Source organism: Oceanisphaera submarina, from assembly GCF_046521305.1.
Classification (GTDB): domain Bacteria; phylum Pseudomonadota; class Gammaproteobacteria; order Enterobacterales; family Aeromonadaceae; genus Oceanimonas; species Oceanimonas submarina.
The window spans coordinates 233,373-256,917 of record NZ_JBKGFN010000003.1 but is presented as its reverse complement, the minus strand read 5'-3'; the positions used below and the strand labels follow the sequence as shown (position 1 = coordinate 256,917).

The window sequence follows — 23,545 nt, the reverse complement described above, 5'->3', positions numbered from 1 at the left end:
TGAGCTTAATCAGTTTCCGCTTACTTGGTTCCCGAATCGCAAAAATGGACTCTTTACATGGCTAAACAACGAAGCGTATGGCTCACTTTGACTCTTGCCCTGGCGCTGACCGCCACCGGCTGCTCCAGCACCAAAAAAGACGAAGTACCGGACGAGCCGCCCGAAGTGCTTTATCAGGATGCACAGGCTCGCCTGCAGGCCGGTAATTTTATCCGTGCCGCAGAGCTGCTGGAAGCCATGGACTCTCGCTATCCGTTTGGGGCCTACTCTAATCAGGTACAGCTCGATCTTATCTATGCCTACTACAAGCAGGATGACACCGCCCGGGCCCTGGCCAACATAGATCGCTTCATTCGCCTGAACCCCAACCACCCCAGCGTCGATTATGCCCAGTACATGCGGGGCCTGACCAACATGGCCACCGATCATAATTTCTTTCAGGAGCTGCTCAACGTAGACAGAGCCGACCGGGATCCGGCCTATGCCCGCCAGGCCTTTGCCGATTTCCGTCAACTACTGCGCCAGTACCCGGACAGCGTTTACGCCGCCGATGCCCGGGCCCGCATGGTGGCTCTGAAAAATCGGCTGGCCAAATACGATCTGGCCGTAGCCCGGTTCTACATGAAACGGGGTGCCTGGCTGGCCGCCGCCAACCGTGCCAAATTCGTGGTGCAATCCTATCCGGATACCGACACCCTGCAACCGGCGCTGCAGATCATGGCCGAGGCCTACAGCACCCTGGGGCTGACCAACATGGCCAACAACGCCAAGGCCGTATTGAAAGCCAACTTCCCCGCCGGTTAACCATCTGCCAGCAACAAAAAAGCCCGCGCATGCGGGCTTTTTTGTACGGTTTTTATAGCGACTCCAGGTAGCGCAGCGAACGCACTCCGTACCAGCACATAGGCTCGCCATCGATCAATACCGCGTCAAGTTGCAGCTCTGCTCTGGTCTGCTCCAGCTTGCCCGCAAAGGGATAGGGCTCGCTGGAGCAAAGCAGCACAGGGTTGTGCTCGCGAATCCACTCTTCCTCTAATGAAGGGTAGCGATCGTCGAAGGTGAGCAGCTTGTCGGCAAAGCCCAGATGCGCGAATACGGAATAGATAAAGGTGTCTCGGCCCACAGTCATGAACGGCTTGCGCCAAATCAGGTACAGCCACTTTCTATTGTCGTTCAGCACCGAGAGCGAGGAAGCGGAGTCACCGGACAACAGCGGCAACACCTCGGGCGAGCAGGCTTTTGTTTCGGCCAGAACCGCCTGATAGCGCGCGCTCAAATCCAGCAAGGCATCTGAACCCAACTGCTGCGCCAGCAGCTCGAGCGCCTCCGGCATGTCGTGTACCGATTTCACCTCGGTAGCGAAATAGGGATACGGGCAGGTCTCTGCCATTTCCAGGGTGTTTTCTTCTTTATCGAAAATCACCATATCCGGCGCCAGCGCCTCGACCTTGCTCCACTGCACATCCTTGGTGCCACCGACGACAGGTAACGAGACCACCTTGTCGGCCGGGTGTACGCAATATCGGGTCCGCGCCACTACATTAACACCGCACTCGATCAGGGTTTCGGTCCATGACGGCACCAGACACACCACTCTCATCACGCTTCCTTGTTGTTAAAAACCGAGAGGGACCAGACATGAAATTCACGCTTGGCCCCTCACCTCTTACCCTATATCTTAACCACCCATCAGCTAGCGGGATAAAGAGGCAACAGGGTTGCCTCCTCCGACACGCTGCGAGCATATCCCTGTGACGCTCAGCCGACCATCTGACCACCATGGATGGTGGGAATGCCTGAACGGCAGGAGCATTTCCCGGCCGCGCCAGGGAGGGCGCGGCCGAGCCCCAGGGGCGAGCTTGCTCGCCGTGACGAGCCGTTTCAGCCTGACCGAATATCCAGTGAATATTCGCAGCAGGCTGAAACAGCGAGTGTCATGTCATACGGCGTGTCGGCGGAGTAGTGCCCTTTGTCCGATTTTCTAGGCTCACCTGTCACCAGAAATCAACAAAAACATGTGACCAAGAGGCATCCTCTTACTGGAAGATTACTGCCCGAAGTAATTCTGCAGGAATTCATCGAAGCCGATGGTGTCGGAGCTTTCTATCTTGCGCTGACGCATTTCGGAGCGAGCGCCTTCTTCGTCGAAGTAGCTGTCTTCCCAGTACCGGGGGCGACTTTGCTGCAGCTGCTGATGATAGTGCTTCGACAGGGCCAGACCAAAGGGCAGTATATCCTGACCGCTCTGTTGCAGTTCGTCGAGTACCCGGGCCGACAGGGTCAGCCCCGGATCCCGAATCGCCGCCAGCTGCTGGGCATGAGCCTTGCCGTAACAGCCTCGGCCACAGCAGGCATCCAGCAGCGCCGCAACCTCTTTCAGCTCGCCGAAATAACGCTCGCCCAACGCCTTGAGGGTAAGGGGCTCGCCGCCGAACACTTCCAGCTCCAGGCCGGGCTTGCGCCCTTCCAGCACCACCTTGTTGAAGTTGCGCCGGTTGAGGGCAATCTCGCCCTCCGTCAGCGACGCCGACGGCGTCAGCAGACACCAGAGCAGGAAGGTATCCAGGAAACGAATTTGACTCGCATCTATGCCCACCGCCGAGAAGGGGTTCACATCGACTGAGCGCACTTCGATATATTCGATGCCGCGGGTGGCCAGGGCCTCCGACGGCTTTTCACCACTTTCGGCGGTGCGCTTGGGTCGGATCGGTGCATAGAGTTCGTTTTCTATCTGCAGCACATTGTCGTTGAGCTGGCGGTATTCCCCGTCCACCTTGACGCCGATTTTGGCAAACTCCGCCGCATGGGTGCCGATGGCACGACGCAGCGAGGCAACGTATTCATCCAGGCTGCTCAACGAGATATTGAGCTCGGCCTGGGCGTTGTTGGTATAGCCCAGATCCGACAGTCGCAGCGAGGTGGCATAGGGCAGATAGAGAGTACCCTTGCCGAGCCGCTCGAACGGCAGCTGATGATCTCGCCCGTCGAGGAAAGATCCGCACAACGCCGGTGAGGCACCAAACAAATAGGGGATCAGCCAGCCGAAACGATAGACGTTGCGGATCAGCCCCAGGTACTTGTCGGACACAAAATCCTGCAGACAACCACCGTTGCCCTCCAACTGATGCCATTCACTCCAGAAGCTGTCTGGCATGGAGAAGTTGAAGTGCACCCCCGAGATCACCTGCATCCGGCTGCCGTAGCGATGGTGAAGACCCTGCCGATAGAGGGTTTTCATTCGCCCGACATTGGAGCTGCCATACCGGGCCAGCGGAATATGATCATCCCCCTTGAGCAGACAGGGCATGCTCAGCGGCCATAGCTGCTCTTCGCCCAGATGGCGCATGGTATAGCCGTGAATATCACCCAGCTGCGCCAGCAATATCTCCACCGAATCCGACACCGGTGTAATGAACTCCATCAGGGATTCTGAAAAATCGGTGGTGATGTTAGCGTGGGTCAGGGCCGAGCCCAGTACCTCGGGGTGGCTGGTCTGGGCCAGGTGACCGTCTGGCGTGATGCGCAGGCTTTCTCGCTCTATGCCACGACGAATTCCCTTGATGGCGGGCAGGCGCGCCGGCGAGTGCCAGGCCTGGAGTCGTTCGGCCAGTGTTAATGTTGTTTTGGTCATTATTGGTTACTCTTTGGCACGGGATAACCGCTAGTCAATGGCGACAGTGTTATCCCGCGAGAGGTCTGGCCTCGTTACTCAATGGTAAAGTCGTGTACCGGAAGATGGAGTTGCGCCAGCGATTTTTCAAGCTTTTCCTTGTCGCCGACCACCACCACCACCATATCGTCGGGATCCAGCCACTGCTCGGCGAGCTCGGTCAGCGCCTTGCTGTCGATACCGGCTACTATCTGCTGCTGTTCATCGAGGTAATCCGGTGACAGCTGCATCATCGCCAACTGCAGCAGAAAACCCGCCTTGTTACCCAGGGTTTCGTAGGACAGGGCATCCTGCTGGGAGTAGCTGCTGCGCAGATAACTCAGTTCCTCCTGGCTCGGGCCCTGCTCCCGGAAGCGGCTGAACTCCGACAGAATGTTCTCGATGGCCGGAACTGTCGCGTCACCACGCACATCGGTGGCCACCACGAACACGCCCGCATCGCGGTTGCCGGTGAAATAGGAGTTGGCACCATAGGTGAAGCCCTTGTCCTCACGCAGGTTTTGGTTGATGCGGCTGTTGAAGTTGCCACCCAGGTTGAAGTTCATCAGGTTGGCATGGAAAAAAGGCCCGGTAGCATCCAGCGGCAAAGCACGACGGCCGATACGCAGCACCGACTGCACGGCCCCGGGTACATCCACCACATAAATACCTGCCGCCGCGGGTTGCGGTAGCACACTGACCTCGGGTACGGCCGGTGTCTCACCCTGCCAGCGAGTCAAAAAACCAAACGCCGTCCGGGCCTGCCCGGGGGTCAGACTGCCGGCCACCAGCACATGACCATTGGCCGGGTTGTAATAACGGTGATAGTAATCACGCACCTGCTGCAGCGTGATGGCTCTGATTTGCTCGGCGCGGCCCTCGTCCGGCAAGCCCATGCGGGTATTACCGTACATCAGCTGACGAAACGCATGCTGGGCCAGCCAGGCGGGCTGATGCCGGTTCTGGGCCATGGACTCCAGCAACCTGGATTTGACCTGTTCAAAGTCCTGCTCACGCAGACCCGGGTGAAACAGCAGCTCTTCCACCAAGGCCAGGGTTTGCGGCAGGGTCTCGGTCATGCTGGTGATTTCAATCAGGTTGGTATAAAAACCGCTGCGCACGCTGATGCTGGCACCGAGTCGCTCCAGCGCTTCGCTGAAGGCACCGGCCTTCAGCCGCTCCGATCCCTGATTCATCATCGCCGCCGTCAGGGTGGCCAGCCCGATGTCATCCGGGCTTTCGGCCCGCTGGCCGCCGGGGAGCGCCAGGATCACCGATACCGCCGGTATCTCGTCGTTGACCGTGCCCAGCAACTGAATGTTGTTGCCCAGGGAGTCCTGCCACAGCGGCGGCACCTTGATTTTCACCGGCTCCGCCGCCGGGGGCATCACACTACGATCGAAGCTGTCTTCTACCTTGCGATCCGGCAATGACGCGAGCGCCTCATCGGGGGCGGGCAACTGTCGTTCGGCCACCTCATTATTGGGCACGGCGGCCTGCCAGTCGTTTTTACCGGTCGGTACCACGCTCAGGGCTGCCACCGGTTTATCCTGCAGATAACGGCGATACACAGCCGTCACCTGTTCCGGCGTGGTCCCGGCCAGCTGACGCCAGGCATTGATCGCATAGAGGGGATCGTCTTTCAGCACCTGCCCCAGCGACAGCTGGCGAGCCTTACCCTTGGTGCTGTCGAGGCCGAGGATCAAGTCGGCACGCAGTTCGGTCACCGCCTTTTCAACGTCATCGGCCTTGATACCCCGTTCGGCTACCTCGGCCACGATGCGGTCTATTTCCTGCTTGAGCGGTGCCAGAGAGCCGTCTTTGGACGGATTGCTGTAGGCCCAGACGCTCAGTGTACAGGCCAGCTCGGCACAGTAATGGCTGGTCCCGGCGCTGACCGCCTTTCCGGTTTCCACCAGCTGCTGATACAAGAGCGAGCTTTTGCCCCCGCCCAGCACATTGGACAACACATCCAGCGCCGCCTCGTCCTGGTGACCCAGGTAAACGGTGGGATAAGACAGATACAGCATCGGCATGCGAATGCGAGAATCCACCAGGGTCTGGTAGCGACTCTGTTCCAGTTTGGCCGGTTGCGGCTCGGCCGAGGTCACACTGGGGCCGGCGGGAATGGGTCCGAAATACTTTTCCACCCAGTCCAGGGTCTGCTCGGTCTCGAAGTCACCGGAGATCACCAGGGTGGCATTGTTGGGGCCATACCAGCGTTTGAAAAATGCCTTCAGATGATCCACGTTGACCCGATCCAGATCTTCCACATAACCGATGGGTTGCCAGCTGTAGGGATGATCCCGCGGATAGAGCAGCTCCCCCATGCGTTCGCCCACCAGTCCATAGGGCTGGTTGTCGATACGCTGGCCACGTTCGTTCTTGACGGTGTCACGTTGAATTTCGAACTTGCGCTGGCTCACCGCCTCCAGCAGAAACCCCATGCGATCCGCTTCCAGCCACAACATCTTTTCAAGGTGATTGGCCGGCACCGTCTCGAAGTAATTGGTTCTGTCCTGGTTGGTGGTGCCGTTCATGGTGCCACCGGCCTCGTTGACCAGGCGAAAATGCTCCTGATCGCCCACGTGCTTGGAGCCCTGAAACATCATGTGCTCGAAGAAGTGGGCAAAGCCGGTCTGACCCGGCTCTTCCCGGGCAGAGCCGACGTGGTAGGTCATCTCCACATGCACCAGCGGATCGGACTTGTCGGCATTAAGCAGCACCGTCAGGCCGTTATCCAGCCGGTACATCCGGTAGGGGATCACCAGCCCGTCTTCGGCCTGCTCCACTTCCTGAACCAACAGCGGAGCGGCCGGTGCCAGCAAAGGGAACAAGAGCAACAACAGGGACCAATACTTCATGGGGTTTCCTTATATCAAGTCGCTAGGCCGGTCATCCCTGCAGCAATATCTTGCCGCGGGTATGACCGGTTTCAATCTGACGATGGGCCGCCGCGCCCTCGGCCAGCGGATACACCTGGCTCACTTCCACCCGCAGCCGTTGTTCGGCCAGCGCCTGCATCAACAATTCCAGATGCTGGGTGTCGTTACGCTTGAGCATGCCGGTCACGGTCAACCCCAGTGGCTCGGCGGCGGCCTTCACCTCATCGGCGGTAATGGTCGGCACCGTCACCACACGACCACCGGATTTAACATGAGACAGAAGTGAACAGCCGGAAGTTCCACCTACCAGATCGAAGAACAAATCCACCGGCGCCATGGATTCAAGAGCGGCGGAATCGCGATAATCGAACACTTCATCGGCACCCAGATTATGCAGGAAATCGTGATTAGCAGACGAGCCCAGTGCCACTACGGTGGCCCCCAGCCCCCTGGCCAACTGCACCGCCAGATGGCCAACGCCTCCGGCAGCGGCGGAAATCAGCACCCGTTCGCCGGCCTTGAGGCCGCCGTGCTCGGTCAATCCCTGCCAGGCGGTAGCACCGGCCAGCGCCAGGCCGGCGGCCATTTCATCGCTGACCTCATCGGGCACCGGCAGCAGGCAGCTTGCCGGCACCACCAACTTCTCGCTGTAGCCACCTCCGGTCAACAGGCCAAACACCCGATCGCCGGCTTGATGAATGCTGACCTCGGCACCCACTTCCAGCACGGTACCCATGACTTCAAAGCCCGGCGACCAGGGCAGCTTATCCTTGATGGCCTGAGCGCCCCAGCCGAGACCGGCCCGAGTCTTGGCATCGATAGGATTCACTCCGGCATAGTGCATCTGCACCCGGATCTGATCGGCGGCCAGCGCCGGGCTGCTTTCCTCGACCAGCACCAGTTGACTCGCATCACCGAAAGCCTTGATGACCAATTGCTTCATGTCTCACTCCTTGTCCACTATTGATAAGCGATGACTCAGCTTGCAACATAACACGGCTTCAGCTGACCCTGAATGATAATTGGCTCAATGAAGTTCTCATTGATACAGTTCAATGATGGTTGAATACCATATCATTCAGGTTTCATTCTCCATAAGGCATCACCATGACTCGACTGTTTTTGCTACCGCTGATACCGGCCCTGTTCTGGTATCTGTTTTTACTCTATAACCGCATTCCCATCAAACAGGGCGCCCGGGTGTTTTACTGGATTATCGGCCTCGGCTGGGGACTTGCGGCCTTTCTGAGCCTGATGATGGTATTAACCCGTTAACCCCCGGGATGAGCGACTCGGGATTAGCCCCACGTCTCTTCTTTACCAGTAGTTCTCCATCAGGACCTGACCGGGTTTGCGCCGCAGGTGTTTCTCCAGCCCCTTGTGTTTGAGTTCGGTGACGGTGTCGCGCACCATTTGCGGGTTACCGCACAAAAGTACGCGGCTGTGTTCCGGGGTTAGCATAAGGCCGACTCTTTGTTCCAGGCGGCCAGTGGCAATGGCGTGAGTGATACGGCCCGGCTCGGCACCGGCCACCGTTTCTCGGGAGACAAAGGGCACATAGTGAAAACGGGGCTGGTCTTGCGTCAATTCGGCTATTTGCTCTCGGTAGCCCAGCTCTGCGTCCAGGCGCACCCCGTGCACCAGCACGATATTATCAAACTGCCGCCAGCAGCTGCCTTCCGCCAGCATGGACACAAACGGACCCACACCGGTGCCCGTGGCCATCAGCCACAGATCACGACCCGGTGGTACCTCATCCAGGGTCAGAAAGCCGGCCGCCGTGCGCTGCACCAACAGCTCATCCCCCACATTGAGCCCGGCCAGATAAGGCGTGAGCTGGCCTTCGGGAATGGTCACCAGATAAAACTCGCAGTCCTGCCCCGGCGGATTGACGTAGGAATAGGCTCGGGCCACTTTTTTATCTTCGCCATGCCAGGCCAACTTGGTGAACTGTCCGGCCTTGAACGGCTCGACATCGGCATTCACCACCAGAGAAAACAAAGTATCCGACCATTGCTTGCGAGCCTTGACCCGGCCCGTGATCCAGTCTGCCATCTAGTGCTCTCCATTAGGGTCTGCTGACCTTTCGCGGTTAAATTTCGTTCGAGTTAAACGCGTTTAGTCGAACCCGCAGGGCTGCGCTTGTGGGGGCTTGCTACTGCGTTATCACTTATTTATGTAGAGTAACTACATGGCATCAACGCAGCCTGGTATCAAGCCCCCACAAACTGCCGAAAAAATCATCGCGAAAGGTCAACAGACCCTAGGCTTTCTCCCACTGTAACTTTATTGCGGACAATAAAAAACCCGCGACAAGCGCGGGCTTTTTTAACGAGCGGCCTGATTTAGGCAGCAACGACCTGGATTTTAACGGTCGCTTTAACGTCGGCGTGCAGCTGCACACCCACTTCAAACTCGCCAGTGTTACGCAGAACACCGTCGTACAGACGAACTTCGCTCTTGGCAACAGCAACACCGGCAGCGGTGATGGCGTCGGCCACGTCACGGGCACCGATGGAGCCGAACAGCTTACCTTCGTCACCGGACTTGGATGCGATAACCACGTTTTCCAGACCAGACAGCTGGTCGGCACGGGCTTGCGCAGCAGCCAGTTGCTCGGCCAGTTTGGCTTCCAGTTCAGCGCGGCGAGCTTCGAAAGTCGCTACGTTGTCTTTGGAGGCCAGAACGGCTTTGCCCTGGGGCAGCAGGAAGTTACGAGCATAACCGGACTTAACGGTTACCTGGTCGCCCAGGCCGCCCAGTTTGGCGATTTTATCAAGCAGAATAACTTGCATTACCTTTCCTCTATCTATATTGGCGAGTTAGGCCGCTGCTTACTTGTGCAGATCGGTGTAAGGCAGCAGGGCCAGGTAACGAGCGCGTTTGATCGCACGAGCCAGCTGGCGCTGAAATTTAGCGCTGGTGCCGGTGATGCGGCTCGGTACAATTTTACCGGACTCGGTAACATAGTTTTTCAGGGTTACGATGTCTTTGTAATCGATCTCGGTTACACCATCAGCGGTGAAACGGCAGAACTTACGACGACGGAAAAAACGTGCCATGATTCTATTCCTCAGCTAAAACGTGGATTACTCTGCAGCTTCTGCGCGAGCGTCGTCACGACGGGGTTGACGCTCTTCTCTGACCTTGGCCATTTCAGAAGGCTCAGTGACCGCATGCTTGGTGCGCATAATCATGTTACGCAGCACGGCATCGTTGAAGCGGAAGTTAGTTTCCAGCTCATCGATAACAGCCTGGTCAGCTTCTACGTTCATCAGAACATAGTGGGCTTTGTGCAGCTTGTTGATCGGGTAAGCCAGCTGGCGACGGCCCCAGTCTTCCATGCGGTGAATTTGACCGCCAGAAGTGGTGATGGCGCCGGTGTAGCGCTCGATCATACCGGGAACCTGTTCACTCTGGTCAGGGTGAACCATAAATACGATTTCGTAATGACGCATGGATTGCTCCTTACGGGTTATAGCCTCTGCGCGGGCTCAGTCACACCAACGGAGGCAAGGAACTAAATAGGTTTTAATGACTGATTTTAAGGTCGCGTAGTATAAGGGATAACCAACCCAAAAGAAAGCTTTAAGCGGTAAGCCGACAGACGAAGATTTGTCTGCAGGTACCCAACCTGGCCTGAAGGTCTCGCCTGGTCTGCTCCGCCAGCTGAAGCTGGCGGCTACAAAACACCATAAACTCCATACCCACGGCGACGCTTATTACCGCTGCCGGCTTAGTGTTAACGCAGCCGGCGCTGCAGGCCGATGGCGATGATCACCACGGCGGCACCGAGGTAGACGTTGAGGTCCGGAAACTCCGCAAACAGCACCATGCCCATCAGGGTGACGAAAATAAGCCCCGAATATTCGCTGGCGGCAATCTTGCTGGCATCGGCCATGGCATAGGCCAGAATACAGATGCCCTGATAGATAATACCGACAAGGCTGGCGCCAATCAGCAACAGCCACACCTCTCCCGCCACCGGCTGCCAGTCGGGCAAGGCCAGGGCAAAGCTCACCGGTATGGCCAGCGCCTGGGTCAGAAACAGAGTGGCCAGCACGGATCGTCCCTGGGGCAGCCGACGCACCAGCACGTTGCTGGCTGCCATCGAAAAGGCGGTCAGCAGCGCCACCCAGCCGGCCCAGTGCCATTCGGCCGGGTTAAGCACGATCAAGATGCCACCGAAGCCGAACAAACTGACCCCATAGGTGGCCAGTCGCACCTGCTCCTTGCTGATCAGTGCCGCCAGTGGCAGCGTCATCAGCGGGGCGGCATAAAACACCGCATTGGCGGTGGCCAGCGGCAGATAGATCAAACTGATAAAAACACAGACCGATCCCATTAGCAGCAGATGGCCACGCAGCAGGTGGATTTTCCACTGACCCCAGCCCTTTTTCTCGCGTGGCAGCCGCCACCAGAACGGCAGCAACAGCGCCGAGGTCATCAGAAAACGCAGCGCCACATACTGATAAGGCGTTACCTCGGTTTGGCCCAGCAATTTGACCAGTACATCGCCGAAGGAAATCATCAGGTTGCCCAGCACCAGCAGCAGTATCGCAAGCATCTGCCGATCGGCCACAAGACGGCCCATCATGCGCTGCATCTCAACTCCATCTCCTGGTGGGGTATGCCATCTTCCAGGTACTCATTCCCGAGTGGCACAAAGCCCAGACTCCGATAGAAGTCGCGCACATAGGTCTGGGCACTCAGTCTTACCGGATAGCCGGGCCAGCGCGCTTGCACCTCGGCCAGCGCATACTGCATCAACTCACGTGCCAGCCCCTGCCCTCGCGCCTCGACAGCCACCGCCACCCGGCCAATCCAGACCTGATCGGATGCCTGCACTCCCGGCCCGAGCAAGCGAGCGGTTGCCAGCAAGTGCCCCTGCCGCCAGAGGTTGAGGTGTTGCACCCGCGAGTCCGAGTCCAGACCATCAAGATCCTGATAGGCACAATCCTGTTCCACCACGAAAATGGCGCAGCGCAGCGCCAGCATTCGATAGAGCTCGACCGGGCTCAGCTCGGTAAAAGAAGCACATTGCCAGCGCATGATAGACCTCGAAAAGCTGAAAAACGTGATTACCCGCGCTGACGCACCATCTCGAACAGGCAGACACCGGTAGCAACCGAGACGTTCAGGCTGGACACGGATCCGCCCATGGGGATGCTCACCAGCTCGTCACAATGTTCACGTGTCAGGCGGCGCATGCCCTTGTCTTCGGCGCCCATCACCAGCGCCAGGGCGCCACTGAGCTTGGCCTGATACAGGCTGTGATCCGCCTCACCGGCGGTACCGACGACCCAGACGCCCTTGTCCTGCAACTGACGCAGGGTGCGCGACAGGTTGGTCACCTGAAACAGCGGCACCACTTCGGCTGCGCCACAGGCCACCTTGCGCACCACGGGGCCGAGGCTGGCAGACTTGTCCTTGGGTACTATCACGCCATGCACACCGGCGGCATCGGCGGTACGCAGGCAGGCCCCGAGGTTGTGCGGGTCGGTCACGCCATCCAGTACCAGCAGCAGGGGAAAGGCCTGCGCCGCAAGCAACTGGTCCAGATCCGTCTCGTTCAGTACCGGCTGGGCCTTGACCTTGGCCACCACCCCCTGGTGCTGCCCCCCCTTGGCCTTGTTGTCCAGGGCTGCACGACTGGCGGGCTGGGCCTTGACCCCCACGGCCAGCAGACGGGCCTGCAAGGCGTTCAGGCGCTCGTCTTCACGGCCCTTGAGCAGCCACACTTCCAGCACCTGTTCCGGGTGAGCGTCCAGCAGGGCATCGAGAGCGTGAATGCCAAAAATCAGTTCATTGCTCATGAGTTATTCTCAAAATGGTGTTGGTAAAATAGGAAGGGTCGGCATCAAAGCCAACCCTTCTCGTTAACGAACCGACATCAGACGTTAACGGCGCTTTCTGCCACCTTTGGGCTTGTTACCGCCCTTGCCTTCCGCCGGTTTGGCGTCAGGCTTGGCGCCGCTCTTCGGCTTGGCACGCTGGCGCGACTTCAGGTTCTTGGCGCCCTTGCCGGTTTTGGCACCGGCCGGCAGTGGCTCCTCCACGGTTTCGAAGTCGATCTTGCGATCGTCCAGATTCACCGCCATGACCTTGACCTTGATCTTGTCACCCAGACGATAACGGCGACGGAAGTTCTCGCCGATCAGGGTCTGACGCGCCGGATCAAACTGGTAATAATCATTCTGCAGACTGGAAATGTGTACCAGGCCGTCGATATGGATCTCGTCCAGACGCACGAAGAAGCCGAAGCCGGTAACGTTGGCGATGGTGCCGCCAAATTCGCTACCCACATGATCGAGCATATATTCGCACTTGAGCCAGTCGGCCACATCACGAGTGGCGTCATCGGCACGGCGCTCTGTGGTCGAGCAATGATCGCCCATGGGGGCGACTTCATCATACTGGTAAGGCACGCCACCGGTCTTGTTGCCGCCGTCGCCTTGCAGCTTGCTCAGCTGGGCCTTGATGGCTCTGTGCAGCACCAGATCCGGATAACGACGGATGGGCGAAGTAAAGTGGGCATAAGATTTCAGCGCCAGCCCGAAGTGGCCCATGTTGTCGGCCTGATAAACCGCCTGCTTCATGGAACGCAGCAGCATGGTCTGGATCAGCTCCGCATCGGGTCTGTCCTTGATCTGTTCGGCCAGCAAGGCGTAATCCGCCGGCTCCGGCTCCAGGCCACCTTTCAGCTCCAGGCCCAGCTCGCCAAGGAAACTGCGGAAACCGGTCAGTTTCTCTTCGCCGGGCTTGTCGTGCACCCGGAACAGGGCGTGGGCTTCCTGCTTTTCGATAAAGCGGGCGGCGGCCACGTTGGCCATGATCATACATTCTTCGATGATCTTGTGGGCGTCGTTGCGCACCACGGGCACGATGCGCTCGATCTTGCGCTGAGGGTTGAACACGAAGCGGGTTTCTTCACTTTCGAATTCCACCGCACCACGCTGATGTCGCGCTTCTTTCATCGCCAGATACAGCTGACCCAGGTTTTCCAGATGCGGTACCAGCGGGGCATAACGCTCGCGCAGGGTCTCGTCTCCCTTAAGCATGGCCGCCACCTTGGTGTAGGTCAGACGTGCATGGGAGTTCATCACAGCTTCATAGAACTTGAATCCGGACAGCTTGCCGGAAGCAGAAATGGTCATCTCCGCCACCATACACAGTCGATCAACCTGCGGGTTGAGCGAGCAGAGGCCGTTGGACAACACCTCGGGCAGCATGGGGATCACCTGCTCGGGAAAATACACCGAGTTGCCTCGCAGATAGCCTTCGTTGTCCAGTGCCGTGCCGGGGCGCACATAGTAGGACACATCGGCAATGGCAACCCATAACCGCCAGCCACCGGAGCTCCTGGGTTGACAATAAACCGCATCATCGAAGTCGCGGGCATCTTCGCCGTCTATGGTCACCAGCGGCAGATCGCGCAGATCCTTGCGGCCCAGTTTGGCCTCTTCCGGCACCTGTTCGGTCAGCCTGGCAATCTCGTGTTTCACCTCTTCCGGCCACACATGGGGAATACCGTGAGTACGCAGGGCAATGTCGATTTCCATGCCCGGATCCATGGTTTCGCCCAACACCTCGACCACTTTACCCACACCGGTCATGCGCTTGGTGGGGCGCTGGCTGATGGCAATCACCACGACCTGCCCCATGCGCGCGCCCTTGGTCTCCCCCTGCGGGATCAGAATATCCTGGGCGATACGGCTGTCATCCGGCACCACGTAGCTGACGCCGTTTTCCACGAAATAGCGGCCAACCACTTCCAGGTCACGGGACTCCAGTAACCGCACCACCCGCGCCTCGCGCCGGCCACGCGAGTCGAAACGCAAGGGCTGTACCAGTGCCTGATCGCCATGCATCAGCGCGTCCATCTCACGCTGAGAGAGGAACAGGTCGTCGCCGCCATCTTCCGGACGCAAGAAGCCGAAACCTTCCCGGTGGCCGATGACACGGCCCTTGATCAGATTCAGCTTGTCGGGCAGGGCGTAACACTTGTTACGGGTGAACACCAGCTGGCCGTCCCGCTCCATGGCGCGCAGGCGGCGGCGCAGGGCTTCGGCCTGCTCTTCGCCGTCCAGTGCCAGTTCGGCAAAGACATCATCCCGGGAAACCGGGCCTTGCTTGGTTTTAATGAGCTCGAGAATAAATTCCCGGCTGGGAATGGGGTTTTCGTATTTTTCGGCTTCCCGTTTGAGGAAGGGATCTTGTTGTTCTGACATAAAGTGGTCCATTTGAGCACTGTAATAAGGGAAGTATATCTAAAGGGTAAGAATAACAAGTGACAAAGCGCCCGGTTAAGCCAGTGCTGCTTGAACCGGGCGCCGTTGTCACGAGGGGAAGCCGCCTGTCATTACAGAGATTTCAGCATCTCTTCCGGCAATGCCAGCGTCTGGTTGCTGTTCACACCGATACCACGCTCTATGATATTGCGCGCTATGGCCTTGGCCTCATCCAGCGAGTGCATCACGAAGGTGCCGCACTGATATTCGTTCAGCTCGGGGATCTGCGACTGGTTTTCCACCTTCAACACATCTTCCATCGCCGCCAGCCAGGCCGACGCCACGCGCTGCTCGTCCGGTGCGCCCACCAGGCTCATATAAAAGCCGGTACGACACCCCATGGGAGACAGATCGATGATCTCGACACCGTCACCATTGAGATGATTACGCATAAAGCCGGCGAACAGGTGCTCCAGAGTATGGATGCCCTTTTCGGACAGGATTTCCTGGTTGGGAAGGCAGAAACGCAGATCAAATACGGTAATGGTGTCGTTATGAGGCGTGGCCATGGTTTTGGCTACCCGCACCGCCGGTGCTTCCATTCGGGTATGGTCGACGGTAAAACTGTCCAGCAGTGGCATATGTTATTCCTTGATTCGATGTTAATGGGCAATTGTGACAAAAAAGCCGGCCGGTTGAAACATGAGACCGGGATTAGAGGCGGGAGTTCGGTGAAATTCGCTGCCAAATCACCCATCCCTCCCCCCGTTATTATCACACCGCTTCTTCGTTCTGTTCACCGGTACGAATTCGGATCACCTGACCTACATCAAGCACGAAGATCTTGCCATCGCCAATCTTGCCGGTGCGCGCCGTGTTTTCGATGGCTTCGATGCATGACTCAACCAAGTCATCCTGCACCACCAGCTCCAGCTTTACCTTGGGCAAAAAGTCCACCATATACTCGGCACCGCGATACAGTTCGGTGTGGCCTTTCTGGCGGCCAAATCCTTTTACTTCCGATACCGTCATGCCGGTAATACCACGCTCGGCCAGGGCTTCACGCACGTCATCCAGCTTGAAGGGTTTGATGATGGCTTCAATTTTTTTCATCGGTGGCTCCTTACCAATTTATTTTGCCAAAACCCGAGGTAATGGGGTAACGCCGGTCTTTACCGAAGTTACGCGGGGTGATCCGCGGCCCCACCGCACTCTGACGGCGTTTGTATTCGTTGATATCCACAAGCTTGATCACCCGGCGTACATCGGCTTCATCGAAACCGGCCGCCAGCAGATCATCCAGCGACTGGTCCTGCTCCACATAGGCTTCGAGCATGGCATCCAGCACATCATACGGGGGCAGGCTGTCCTGGTCGAGCTGATCCGGTGCCAATTCGGCCGAGGGCGGTCTGTCTATGACCCGCTGCGGTATCACATAGCCCAGGGTGTTGCGATAGCGGGACAGCTCGAACACCAAGGTCTTGGGCACATCCTTGATCGGTGCAAAGCCGCCGACCATGTCGCCGTACAGGGTGCAATAGCCCACCGCCACTTCGCTCTTGTTACCGGTGGTCAGCACCAGCCGGCGACGCTTGTTGGACAGCGCCATCAACAGCACGCCCCGGGAGCGCGCCTGCAGGTTTTCTTCGGTGGTGTCTTTTTGTGTGCCTTCGAACATCGGTGCCAGCTGGCCCATGAAGGCGTCGAACATCGGCTCGATGGAGACAATATCGAACTCCACGCCCAGATGCTCGGCCTCTTCCTGCGCGTCTTCCACGCTGATGGAGGCGGTATAGCGAAACGGCATCATCACCGCCTGCACCCGATCTTTGCCCAGCGCATCGACGGCGATGGCCAGGGTCAGCGCCGAGTCGATACCACCAGACAGCCCCAGCACGGCGCCGTTGAAGCCGTTCTTGTTGACGTAATCCCGGGTGGCCAATACCAACGCCTGATACACCTCGGCCAGCGGCTCGAGCGCCGCATGAACGTACGCCTTCACCGGCGCCTTGCACTCCATGCGCACCAAGGCCAGCTCGCTGTCGAAGGCGGTCAGGCTCTGGGTCAGTTCGCCGGCTGCATTGAATACCTTGGAGCGACCGTCGAACACCAGCTCGTCCTGACCGCCCACCTGATTGAGGTAAACCAGCGGCAAAGCATTGTCGCGGCTGCGCTGGGCCAGTAAATCCTTGCGTATCCAGGCCTTGCCTCTATGGTAGGGCGAGGCATTGAGACTGAGCAGCAGCTCGGCTCCCGCCACCTTCGCCGCCGCCGCAGGGCCCGCTTCCCATACGTCTTCGCAGATCAACAGACCCAGCTTGTGGCCCTTGAACTCGACCACGCAGGATTGCTCACCGGCACTGAAATAACGCTTCTCGTCGAACACGCCATAGTTGGGCAGCAGCTGCTTGAAGTAGCGCCCCTGTAGCTTGCCCCGATAAAAGAAGGAAGCGGCATTATAGAGTTTGCCGTCCTGGCGCCAGGGATGACCGACCACCAGGGCGGTGTTGCCGCTGGCCTGGGCCAGTTGGTCGAGTGCCGCATCGACCCGCAGGTGCAGATCCTCGCGAAACAACAAGTCTTCCGGCGGATAGCCGGTGATGGCCAGCTCGGGAAACAGCACCAGTTCGGCGCCCTGTTGCTCGGCGTCGAGGGCGGCGGCCAGCATCGCCCGGGTATTGGCTTCGATGGCGCCGACGGTCAGATTTAACTGGGCCAGCGCCAGGGTCAGGTGTTGGGACATGGTTTGCCTGTGATCCATCGAGAAATTGCAAGCATGATAAAAAAAAGGCGCCGGGGTTACCAGCGCCGACTTCGACACAACCGGCTTAAGGGGTGCAGGTCATGGCACTGTAATTTGTGATGTTTTTACTTATCTGCAAGACACAGGGAATGGTTCCGCCCGCAATCTCGCCGGCAGTCAGGCTGATGACTTTGGGATTGGTACCGCCGGCATTAAACACAAAGTCACTGTTATTTGCGTTTTCACTGAAGGTCACCGTTGTTGTCAACTGCAGCGCCGGAACCGTGCACTGATAGCTGGCGGTCGCCACATCCGCTTCTTTATTGAGCGTGCAGGTTCCATTGGTGGCGGTCACCGTCGTCTTGCCGAAGTCATTTTTCGAGCATGATATTGCCACCGTCGGGTTACTGCTCTTCGAGGTTAAACACTGTATTACCCCGTCGAAGGTCACGTCTGCAAGGGATCCGGTGTTGACCTCCACATCCAGGCTGGAGCTGAACTCATTGCTGCCATCAAAGGTGGATATAGCGCTCTGGCCCGTTAAGCCACTGTTATAGCGCGTCATCTTGGCTGTCACACTGGGCTTGTCCAAGGGCGTTATCAGCTCGCCGGTCACATACCCCCGCGAATAGGTGCCAAAATAATTGCTATCCGGGTCGACAATGGTGTTGATATCCTCGTTGGTGACATCCAAATAAAGATCATCGACCGCACTTACCTCCCAATCCGCCAACAGGGTGACATTCACTTCGTTAAAGGACACCCCGCTCAGCCAATTATCTTGAGTAAAATCAACCTTATCCAGCAAATCCGGAGGCAGTATGTCGACATAGATGGCCCTGGCGGCAAACTGATAAGATGATGAAACAAATAAGTCGGTCAAATCATCAAAAGATGTCAGTTGCTCGGTTGTACCATTGGCGGACAACCAATCACGATAAGGTGTCGCTTTATAATCAACGGTTTGCGTTCCCGCCTTTAGCTCCGATACATACGCCTGTACCACCTGTTTTATATAACCCTGATAGAGCGTGACATTGCCCACATTCGTCAGATAGCCGGGAGGAAAGACATTCAACGAGACCAGGTTCCAGTCCGGCATCACCTGATAGTAGCCATCAATCCGCAACATACGACAGGACTCAAAATAGGTGCTTCCGGTGTGGCTATGCCCCTTGTTGAATTGGTTATAATTATCGGCAAACAGGCTGCTGGCGGGCACATCGTAATGGTTATTACAGCAGCTTGTGCAATTTGCATTGCTACTCGTTCCCCAGCCTTTATCTGTCAGCCCACCATTTTCCCAATAAATACCTTGGGACAAGGCGATGGGGGCAGCCGGTTTCCTGGTGGATTTGGTGCCACTCTGCGTATCACAGGAACAATATAGGGTCCTGCTATCACTCTTGATCAGGCTGTCGCTACCCGCATCATAGGTAACGGCATCAAAGCTCACCACCACATCGTTGCCTTGCTTGCTGATTTCAGGCGCCGGCTTGGTGGTTTCCTGTTTGATACCGGTGTCGGGATCGATCACCATGGAGATGATGTCCGGAATCGCGCCCGGCGTATGGCCCACCTTGGGGCCGCCCTGTCCCAAGCCGGTATTGGCCCCGCTGCTGCCGAAGGGACCGCCGTCGATGGACAGGTTGGGGGACACCACCGACGCCAGGGTAAAGCTGTCCGAACCACCGGCATCCTCCCAGCCGATGGTAAGTGCTATCTCTTTCTTGCCCGAGGCAACCCCGCTCGGTGGCGGCGTGGCCCACTTGGTATTGGCGGCATCCCAGCCATAATCATCCACCGTCCAGTCAAGTTCGTAAGTCACTCCGTCCAGCGCCGTCGATTCGCTGCCACTGGCGATGTTCTGGTACCCCTGCTTGTCCTTAAAGTATCTGATCTCGTCCAACTTGGACTCGGCCAGCCGCAGGGCCACCTCCCGGCTGCGACCGTCGCGGCTGTATTCCAGGTAGCTCTTGTTCAGTTGCAGCAATGAGCCCGCCGTGACCGACACCATGATAAAGGCGATCAATACCTCGATCAGGCCAAACCCTTGTTGCCGTTTCATTCTGTCTCCTGTTACCAGTCCTTCCAGCTGCCGGGAATGGTACTGATGCTGACAAAGGGATTCCCAATTCCTCCGCCACTGCCGTCGCAATTGGTCAGGATACAAAGCACGCCTGCATCATAAACCGCATCAAAGGTACCATTTAAATTATCACCGCCGTGATTGGTTGAAATAACGCCAAATATCTGGGCACCGCCATTCAGTTTCACCTCAAATTCGGTGGCATCGGTCGGATCAGAGTCATAAGAAAACAACAGGCCATAAAATTTATCCCCGCCATTCGCCGTAACATCGGCGTTCTTGACAATAACGATGGCGGGGCTTGAGGCCGAGCTGGTGATAGCGCTGAGATCACACCCACTCCCCCCATCAACAATAAAAAAGCCCGGTGGGGTGACATCATTACAACTGGACACTATTCCCGTGGCCATGGCCTCTATTTTGTCCCATTCTCCGGCGCCGTAACCGAACATGTGCTCCAGCATATCGATCGGGAAATCGGGATCTTTGTCGACCACATCGGTGCCTAATACCACAGTGCCGCCACTCTTGGTACTGATGCTGGCACTGCAGCCGGAGCCGCTGTCATAATCCTCCAAGTGACAAGTCTGCATGCTGCCACCGCCAGATATATCCTCCCCGGACCAGATCGCCACCGGTATTCCGGGCCCGCCACCATTAGGGTTGCCCACCACCGTCATATTACCGCTGATCCCCGTACTGGCCCCGCCCACCAACAGCGCCGCCGCCGGTCCCGAGTTATTGGGGTTGAGAATGCTGCGCTCGGCCACCTGTACGCTGACGCGGCCCTGGCCACCACTATCCAGGGTAGATACAGCAACGATATCCGTGATCCCCGAAATGGCCGAATTCGCTGCCATGGTCACGCTATAGTTTGCCTGGGCCGAAGACGTCGTCACGGCCCCCGACAGGGCCACTGCACTCGGGTTGACCTTTAGCTCGGCCATGGCCTCGGCCACCCCCTTCTCGGCGGCGGCATACGCCACCCGGTATTCGATTTCGTTGAGAGCGATACGCTTTTCCGACACCAGCGCCTTGCCGATAAACACCGATACCGATACCAGAATAGACACCAGCATCAGCGTCACGGTCAGGGTGGTAAACCCGTTTTTCCTGTACATGACCTAATACCCGTCGTTGCGTAGTTTCACCTGTCTCTGCAGGCTCATGGATAGAGCCTGCCTGTTGGCATGAGAGGCGGAAATGGCCAAATCGATGGCGCGCATGCCGGTTCCGCTGGCGCCGGAGGCCAGCGCAAAGTTCAGGCTGTCGATCAGCACTTCCTTTTCCGATATCAGTTTGCTGCCGCCACTACAGTCACCACTGCCCAACGCACTGCTACCCGGCACCGTATAACTGGTACTGACCTTCAGAGCCTTGTTGGCTGCATCATAGCCGTATACCCGCACCACTGACCCCGCACCGGAAGCAGAATCCGGATCCCAATATTTAATACGGATACAGTCTGGGGCAGAGGCTCCGCTGGAAGCGTATAAATCATTGGTAGTGGAGAACAAAACGGCGCGTGCGGCGGAGGCTGCCGACGCATCCCCATCCATCCCCTGAGCAGCACTGGGATGATAGCCTGCCCGCTGAATATCCCGCACCATGATATCGGTGATACTTTGCACATCTTGATTGAGGCGAGACAACATCAGGGTGGTGTTGCCGGACACCATGACACTGGTAAACAGAGAAGTCGCACCCACCACCACCAGCAGCCCCGCCACCAGTGATACCAGCATTTCCACCACCGAAAAGCCGCTATTGTGATTCAGCTTCAGCATGCGGGCACTCCTATCAGCCGATCATCGGAACAGGTTCTGATGCGGCTGTTGTTCCAGCTAATAATCTTCATTTCCTGACCGCCGCTGGAAAGCGTCACATTGCCGGAGGTCAGGGTATTTCTTCTGGGCTTGAAGATCAGGTGATTATAAGAAGCAGTCAGGGTAATTGCCGGATAGTCCTGACTGTTCGAGGTTTCAATCGTTTCATTGGCACCCGCTGTACAATCGCTGGAATTGACAAGATCCTGGATCTGATAGCTCCAGCTGCTTGTCCCCGAGCCGCTGAAACAAACGGTGATGTCCTTGTTGCGCTTGATCGCCTCGCTGCGGGCCAACTGCAAGTCCGCATACATTGCCATGCCGGCGCTACGCACCGTGTACTGCTGACGCAGAGTCTGAAAGCTGGGTACGGCAATGGCCAGCAAGAGTGCCATCACCACCATGCCGATCAGCAATTCGATCAGGGTCAGCCCCGCCTGACGCTTCTCCATTGGCTTCCTCCCTGAAGGCAAAATCCCGCGACACCGCTGCCAGCAGTGGTTAAGCTTGGTCGATATCTGGCGTTTAAACAAGGAATGGTTGGATGCAAAAGAGTACCGGCTTTACCCTGGTAGAACTGATGATAGTGGTCGCCATAGTCGCGATTCTGGCCACAGTCGCCTACCCCTCTTTTCACAGCTACCTGTTGAAAAGCAAGCGGATAGAAGCGATACAGAGCCTGTACAACATGCAGTTGAAACAGGAAGACTGGCGTATCTCTCATCCCGGCTACACCAGCTCGGCTGCCAATCTGATAAGCCCGACCAGCAACGCCCATTACAACTACAGCGCAACCGTGTCCGGTAGCAGTTATACGGTGACCGCCACCGCCCAAGGCAGCCAGTTGAACGACAAGGAAGGCAGCGTGTCCTGCAGCCCCCTGACCCTCAGCCGAAACAACAGCAAGACACCAACGGCCTGCTGGCAGTAATAGCAAACCCAGTAAAAAATGATCTATTTCATTTCTGTGTAAACGGCCCGCCCCGACTCGCCGTGAATCCTCCCTGGAGGCTCAGCCGTGCCATCCGTGGCGCGGATGGTCGGCGGAGTGGGCCCTTAGTTCGACTCGGGAATCACGACCTCATCAAACAACCCTTTCGGAATACAATTCGGAAAACAAAAAGGCCTTCGATATCGAAGGCCTTTTCAGTCAAGCGCCATGCCAGAGCTATTTCAGGACACCTGCTTTACCTTCAGCTCGGCCGGCACTTCAAACACTATGTTTTCTTCCCGCCCCGGGTGCTCGGACACGGTATGGCCACCCAACGACTGCAGATGGCCAATCACTTCCTGCACCAGTACTTCGGGTGCCGAGGCGCCGGCGGTCACGCCGATGCGATCCGCTTCTTCCAGCCAGGCCGGTACTATCATCTCGACGCAGTCTATAAGATAAGCCTTGGTGCCAATCTTCTCGGCCAGCTCCCGCAGCCGGTTGGAGTTGGAGGAGTTCCTGGAGCCCACCACCAGCATCACGTCCACCTTGGCCGCCAGCTCGCGCACCGCATCCTGCCGGTTTTGAGTGGCGTAACAGATATCGTCCTTACGCGGCCCCTCTATGGTAGGGAAACGAGACCGCAAGGCATCGATCACGTCCGAGGTTTCATCCACGCTGAGGGTGGTCTGGGTTACGAAGGTCAGATTGTCGGGGTTGTTCACCTGCAGGCTGGCCACGTCCTCCGGATTTTCCACCAGATACATGCCGCCCTCGGCACTTTCGTACTGGCCCATGGTGCCTTCCACTTCCGGATGACCCGCATGGCCGATAAGAATGGTCTCGATGCCCTTCTTGCTGGCCCGGTGAACTTCCATGTGCACCTTGGTCACCAGCGGACAGGTAGCGTCAAACACCTTGAGGCCGCGGCGTTTGGCTTCTTTCCGCACCGCCTTGGACACGCCGTGGGCGGAGAAGATGACGATGTTGTCGTCCGGCACCTGATCCAGTTCTTCCACAAACACGGCGCCCGCCTGCTTGAGCTTGTTGACCACATAACGATTGTGCACCACTTCGTGGCGCACGTAGATAGGTGCCTCGAATTTTTCCAGCGCGCTCTGCACTATGCTGATGGCCCGATCGACCCCGGCACAAAAGCCACGCGGGTTGGCGAGTAAAATATCCATATCG

General features: G+C 57.6%; 23 protein-coding genes. 3 read left to right on the top strand and 20 right to left on the bottom strand.

From position 1 onward, the window contains the following. Positions 1 to 57 precede the first annotated feature (57 nt). Complete coding sequence (locus ACLEIV_RS05265) at positions 58 to 804, top strand: outer membrane protein assembly factor BamD (protein WP_410455603.1); 747 nt, start codon at positions 58 to 60, stop codon at positions 802 to 804. Between the two features lie 52 nt (positions 805 to 856). On the opposite strand, the gene ACLEIV_RS05260 is transcribed toward ACLEIV_RS05265, so the two are convergent. The 4 genes from ACLEIV_RS05260 to ACLEIV_RS05245 form a co-directional block, all read right to left on the bottom strand. Continuing rightward, positions 857 to 1,600, bottom strand: coding sequence for a helical backbone metal receptor (locus ACLEIV_RS05260; protein ID WP_410455602.1), 744 nt, complete (start codon positions 1,598 to 1,600; stop codon positions 857 to 859). Positions 1,601 to 2,047: 447 nt separating this feature from the next. Beyond that, a complete protein-coding gene (gene gshA / locus ACLEIV_RS05255; protein ID WP_410455601.1) occupies positions 2,048 to 3,631 on the bottom strand; it encodes a glutamate--cysteine ligase in 1,584 nt (527 codons plus the stop codon). 74 nt (positions 3,632 to 3,705) lie between these two features. Next, positions 3,706 to 6,513: a M16 family metallopeptidase gene (locus ACLEIV_RS05250; protein ID WP_410455600.1), complete on the bottom strand. Its 2,808-nt coding sequence runs from the start codon at positions 6,511 to 6,513 to the stop codon at positions 3,706 to 3,708. Between the two features lie 31 nt (positions 6,514 to 6,544). Beyond that, positions 6,545 to 7,477, bottom strand: a complete 933-nt coding sequence (locus ACLEIV_RS05245; protein ID WP_410455599.1) for an NADP-dependent oxidoreductase — start codon at positions 7,475 to 7,477, stop codon at positions 6,545 to 6,547. Positions 7,478 to 7,641: 164 nt separating this feature from the next. Between ACLEIV_RS05245 and ACLEIV_RS05240 the strand changes: the two genes are divergently transcribed. Beyond that, positions 7,642 to 7,809: a hypothetical protein gene (locus ACLEIV_RS05240; protein ID WP_410455598.1), complete on the top strand. Its 168-nt coding sequence runs from the start codon at positions 7,642 to 7,644 to the stop codon at positions 7,807 to 7,809. Between the two features lie 42 nt (positions 7,810 to 7,851). Here ACLEIV_RS05240 and ACLEIV_RS05235 read toward each other — a convergent pair whose 3' ends face one another. From ACLEIV_RS05235 to ACLEIV_RS05165, 15 genes are all read right to left on the bottom strand, one after another. Beyond that, positions 7,852 to 8,589: a ferredoxin--NADP reductase gene (locus ACLEIV_RS05235; protein WP_410455597.1), complete on the bottom strand. Its 738-nt coding sequence runs from the start codon at positions 8,587 to 8,589 to the stop codon at positions 7,852 to 7,854. A 290-nt stretch (positions 8,590 to 8,879) separates the two neighbouring features. After that, the gene (rplI, locus tag ACLEIV_RS05230; protein WP_410455596.1) at positions 8,880 to 9,329 is read right to left on the bottom strand and encodes a 50S ribosomal protein L9; all 450 of its coding nucleotides are present in this window, start codon (positions 9,327 to 9,329) and stop codon (positions 8,880 to 8,882) included. A gap of 39 nt (positions 9,330 to 9,368) precedes the next feature. Continuing rightward, positions 9,369 to 9,596 carry a 30S ribosomal protein S18 gene (gene rpsR, locus ACLEIV_RS05225; RefSeq protein WP_204796721.1) on the bottom strand — a complete coding sequence of 76 codons (228 nt, stop codon included), beginning with the start codon at positions 9,594 to 9,596 and terminating at the stop codon, positions 9,369 to 9,371. 27 nt (positions 9,597 to 9,623) lie between these two features. Beyond that, a complete protein-coding gene (gene rpsF / locus ACLEIV_RS05220) occupies positions 9,624 to 9,992 on the bottom strand; it encodes a 30S ribosomal protein S6 (protein WP_410455595.1) in 369 nt (122 codons plus the stop codon). Positions 9,993 to 10,276: 284 nt separating this feature from the next. Beyond that, complete coding sequence (locus ACLEIV_RS05215; protein WP_410455594.1) at positions 10,277 to 11,140, bottom strand: DMT family transporter; 864 nt, start codon at positions 11,138 to 11,140, stop codon at positions 10,277 to 10,279. Continuing rightward, positions 11,128 to 11,586 carry a GNAT family N-acetyltransferase gene (locus tag ACLEIV_RS05210; protein WP_410455593.1) on the bottom strand — a complete coding sequence of 153 codons (459 nt, stop codon included), beginning with the start codon at positions 11,584 to 11,586 and terminating at the stop codon, positions 11,128 to 11,130. The genes ACLEIV_RS05215 and ACLEIV_RS05210 overlap by 13 nt, the downstream gene beginning before the upstream one ends. Before the next feature lie 29 nt (positions 11,587 to 11,615). Then, a complete protein-coding gene (gene rlmB, locus ACLEIV_RS05205; protein WP_410455592.1) occupies positions 11,616 to 12,350 on the bottom strand; it encodes a 23S rRNA (guanosine(2251)-2'-O)-methyltransferase RlmB in 735 nt (244 codons plus the stop codon). An 84-nt stretch (positions 12,351 to 12,434) separates the two neighbouring features. Continuing rightward, complete coding sequence (rnr, locus tag ACLEIV_RS05200; protein WP_410455591.1) at positions 12,435 to 14,765, bottom strand: ribonuclease R; 2,331 nt, start codon at positions 14,763 to 14,765, stop codon at positions 12,435 to 12,437. Positions 14,766 to 14,896: 131 nt separating this feature from the next. Further along, positions 14,897 to 15,406: an S-ribosylhomocysteine lyase gene (gene luxS, locus ACLEIV_RS05195; RefSeq protein WP_410455590.1), complete on the bottom strand. Its 510-nt coding sequence runs from the start codon at positions 15,404 to 15,406 to the stop codon at positions 14,897 to 14,899. A gap of 133 nt (positions 15,407 to 15,539) precedes the next feature. Next, on the bottom strand, positions 15,540 to 15,878 hold the full coding sequence (glnB, locus tag ACLEIV_RS05190; protein ID WP_104485659.1) for a nitrogen regulatory protein P-II: 339 nt from the start codon (positions 15,876 to 15,878) through the stop codon (positions 15,540 to 15,542). 10 nt (positions 15,879 to 15,888) lie between these two features. Then, a complete protein-coding gene (locus ACLEIV_RS05185; protein WP_410455589.1) occupies positions 15,889 to 17,508 on the bottom strand; it encodes an NAD+ synthase in 1,620 nt (539 codons plus the stop codon). Positions 17,509 to 17,593: 85 nt separating this feature from the next. After that, a complete protein-coding gene (locus ACLEIV_RS05180; RefSeq protein ID WP_410455588.1) occupies positions 17,594 to 19,576 on the bottom strand; it encodes a prepilin-type N-terminal cleavage/methylation domain-containing protein in 1,983 nt (660 codons plus the stop codon). 11 nt (positions 19,577 to 19,587) lie between these two features. Further along, a complete protein-coding gene (locus ACLEIV_RS05175; protein WP_410455587.1) occupies positions 19,588 to 20,718 on the bottom strand; it encodes a pilus assembly PilX N-terminal domain-containing protein in 1,131 nt (376 codons plus the stop codon). Between the two features lie 3 nt (positions 20,719 to 20,721). Next, entirely contained in the window at positions 20,722 to 21,384 is a 663-nt protein-coding gene (locus ACLEIV_RS05170; protein WP_410455586.1) for a PilW family protein, read from the bottom strand. Then, positions 21,378 to 21,875: a GspH/FimT family pseudopilin gene (locus tag ACLEIV_RS05165; protein ID WP_410455585.1), complete on the bottom strand. Its 498-nt coding sequence runs from the start codon at positions 21,873 to 21,875 to the stop codon at positions 21,378 to 21,380. Before ACLEIV_RS05165 ends, ACLEIV_RS05170 begins: the two co-directional genes overlap by 7 nt. A 92-nt stretch (positions 21,876 to 21,967) precedes the next feature. Here ACLEIV_RS05165 and ACLEIV_RS05160 point away from each other — a divergent pair, with 92 nt between their 5' ends. After that, the gene (locus ACLEIV_RS05160) at positions 21,968 to 22,354 is read left to right on the top strand and encodes a type IV pilin protein (RefSeq protein WP_410455584.1); all 387 of its coding nucleotides are present in this window, start codon (positions 21,968 to 21,970) and stop codon (positions 22,352 to 22,354) included. A 242-nt stretch (positions 22,355 to 22,596) separates the two neighbouring features. Here ACLEIV_RS05160 and ispH read toward each other — a convergent pair whose 3' ends face one another. Further along, positions 22,597 to 23,541: a 4-hydroxy-3-methylbut-2-enyl diphosphate reductase gene (gene ispH / locus ACLEIV_RS05155; RefSeq protein WP_410455583.1), complete on the bottom strand. Its 945-nt coding sequence runs from the start codon at positions 23,539 to 23,541 to the stop codon at positions 22,597 to 22,599. Positions 23,542 to 23,545: the final 4 nt, after the last annotated feature.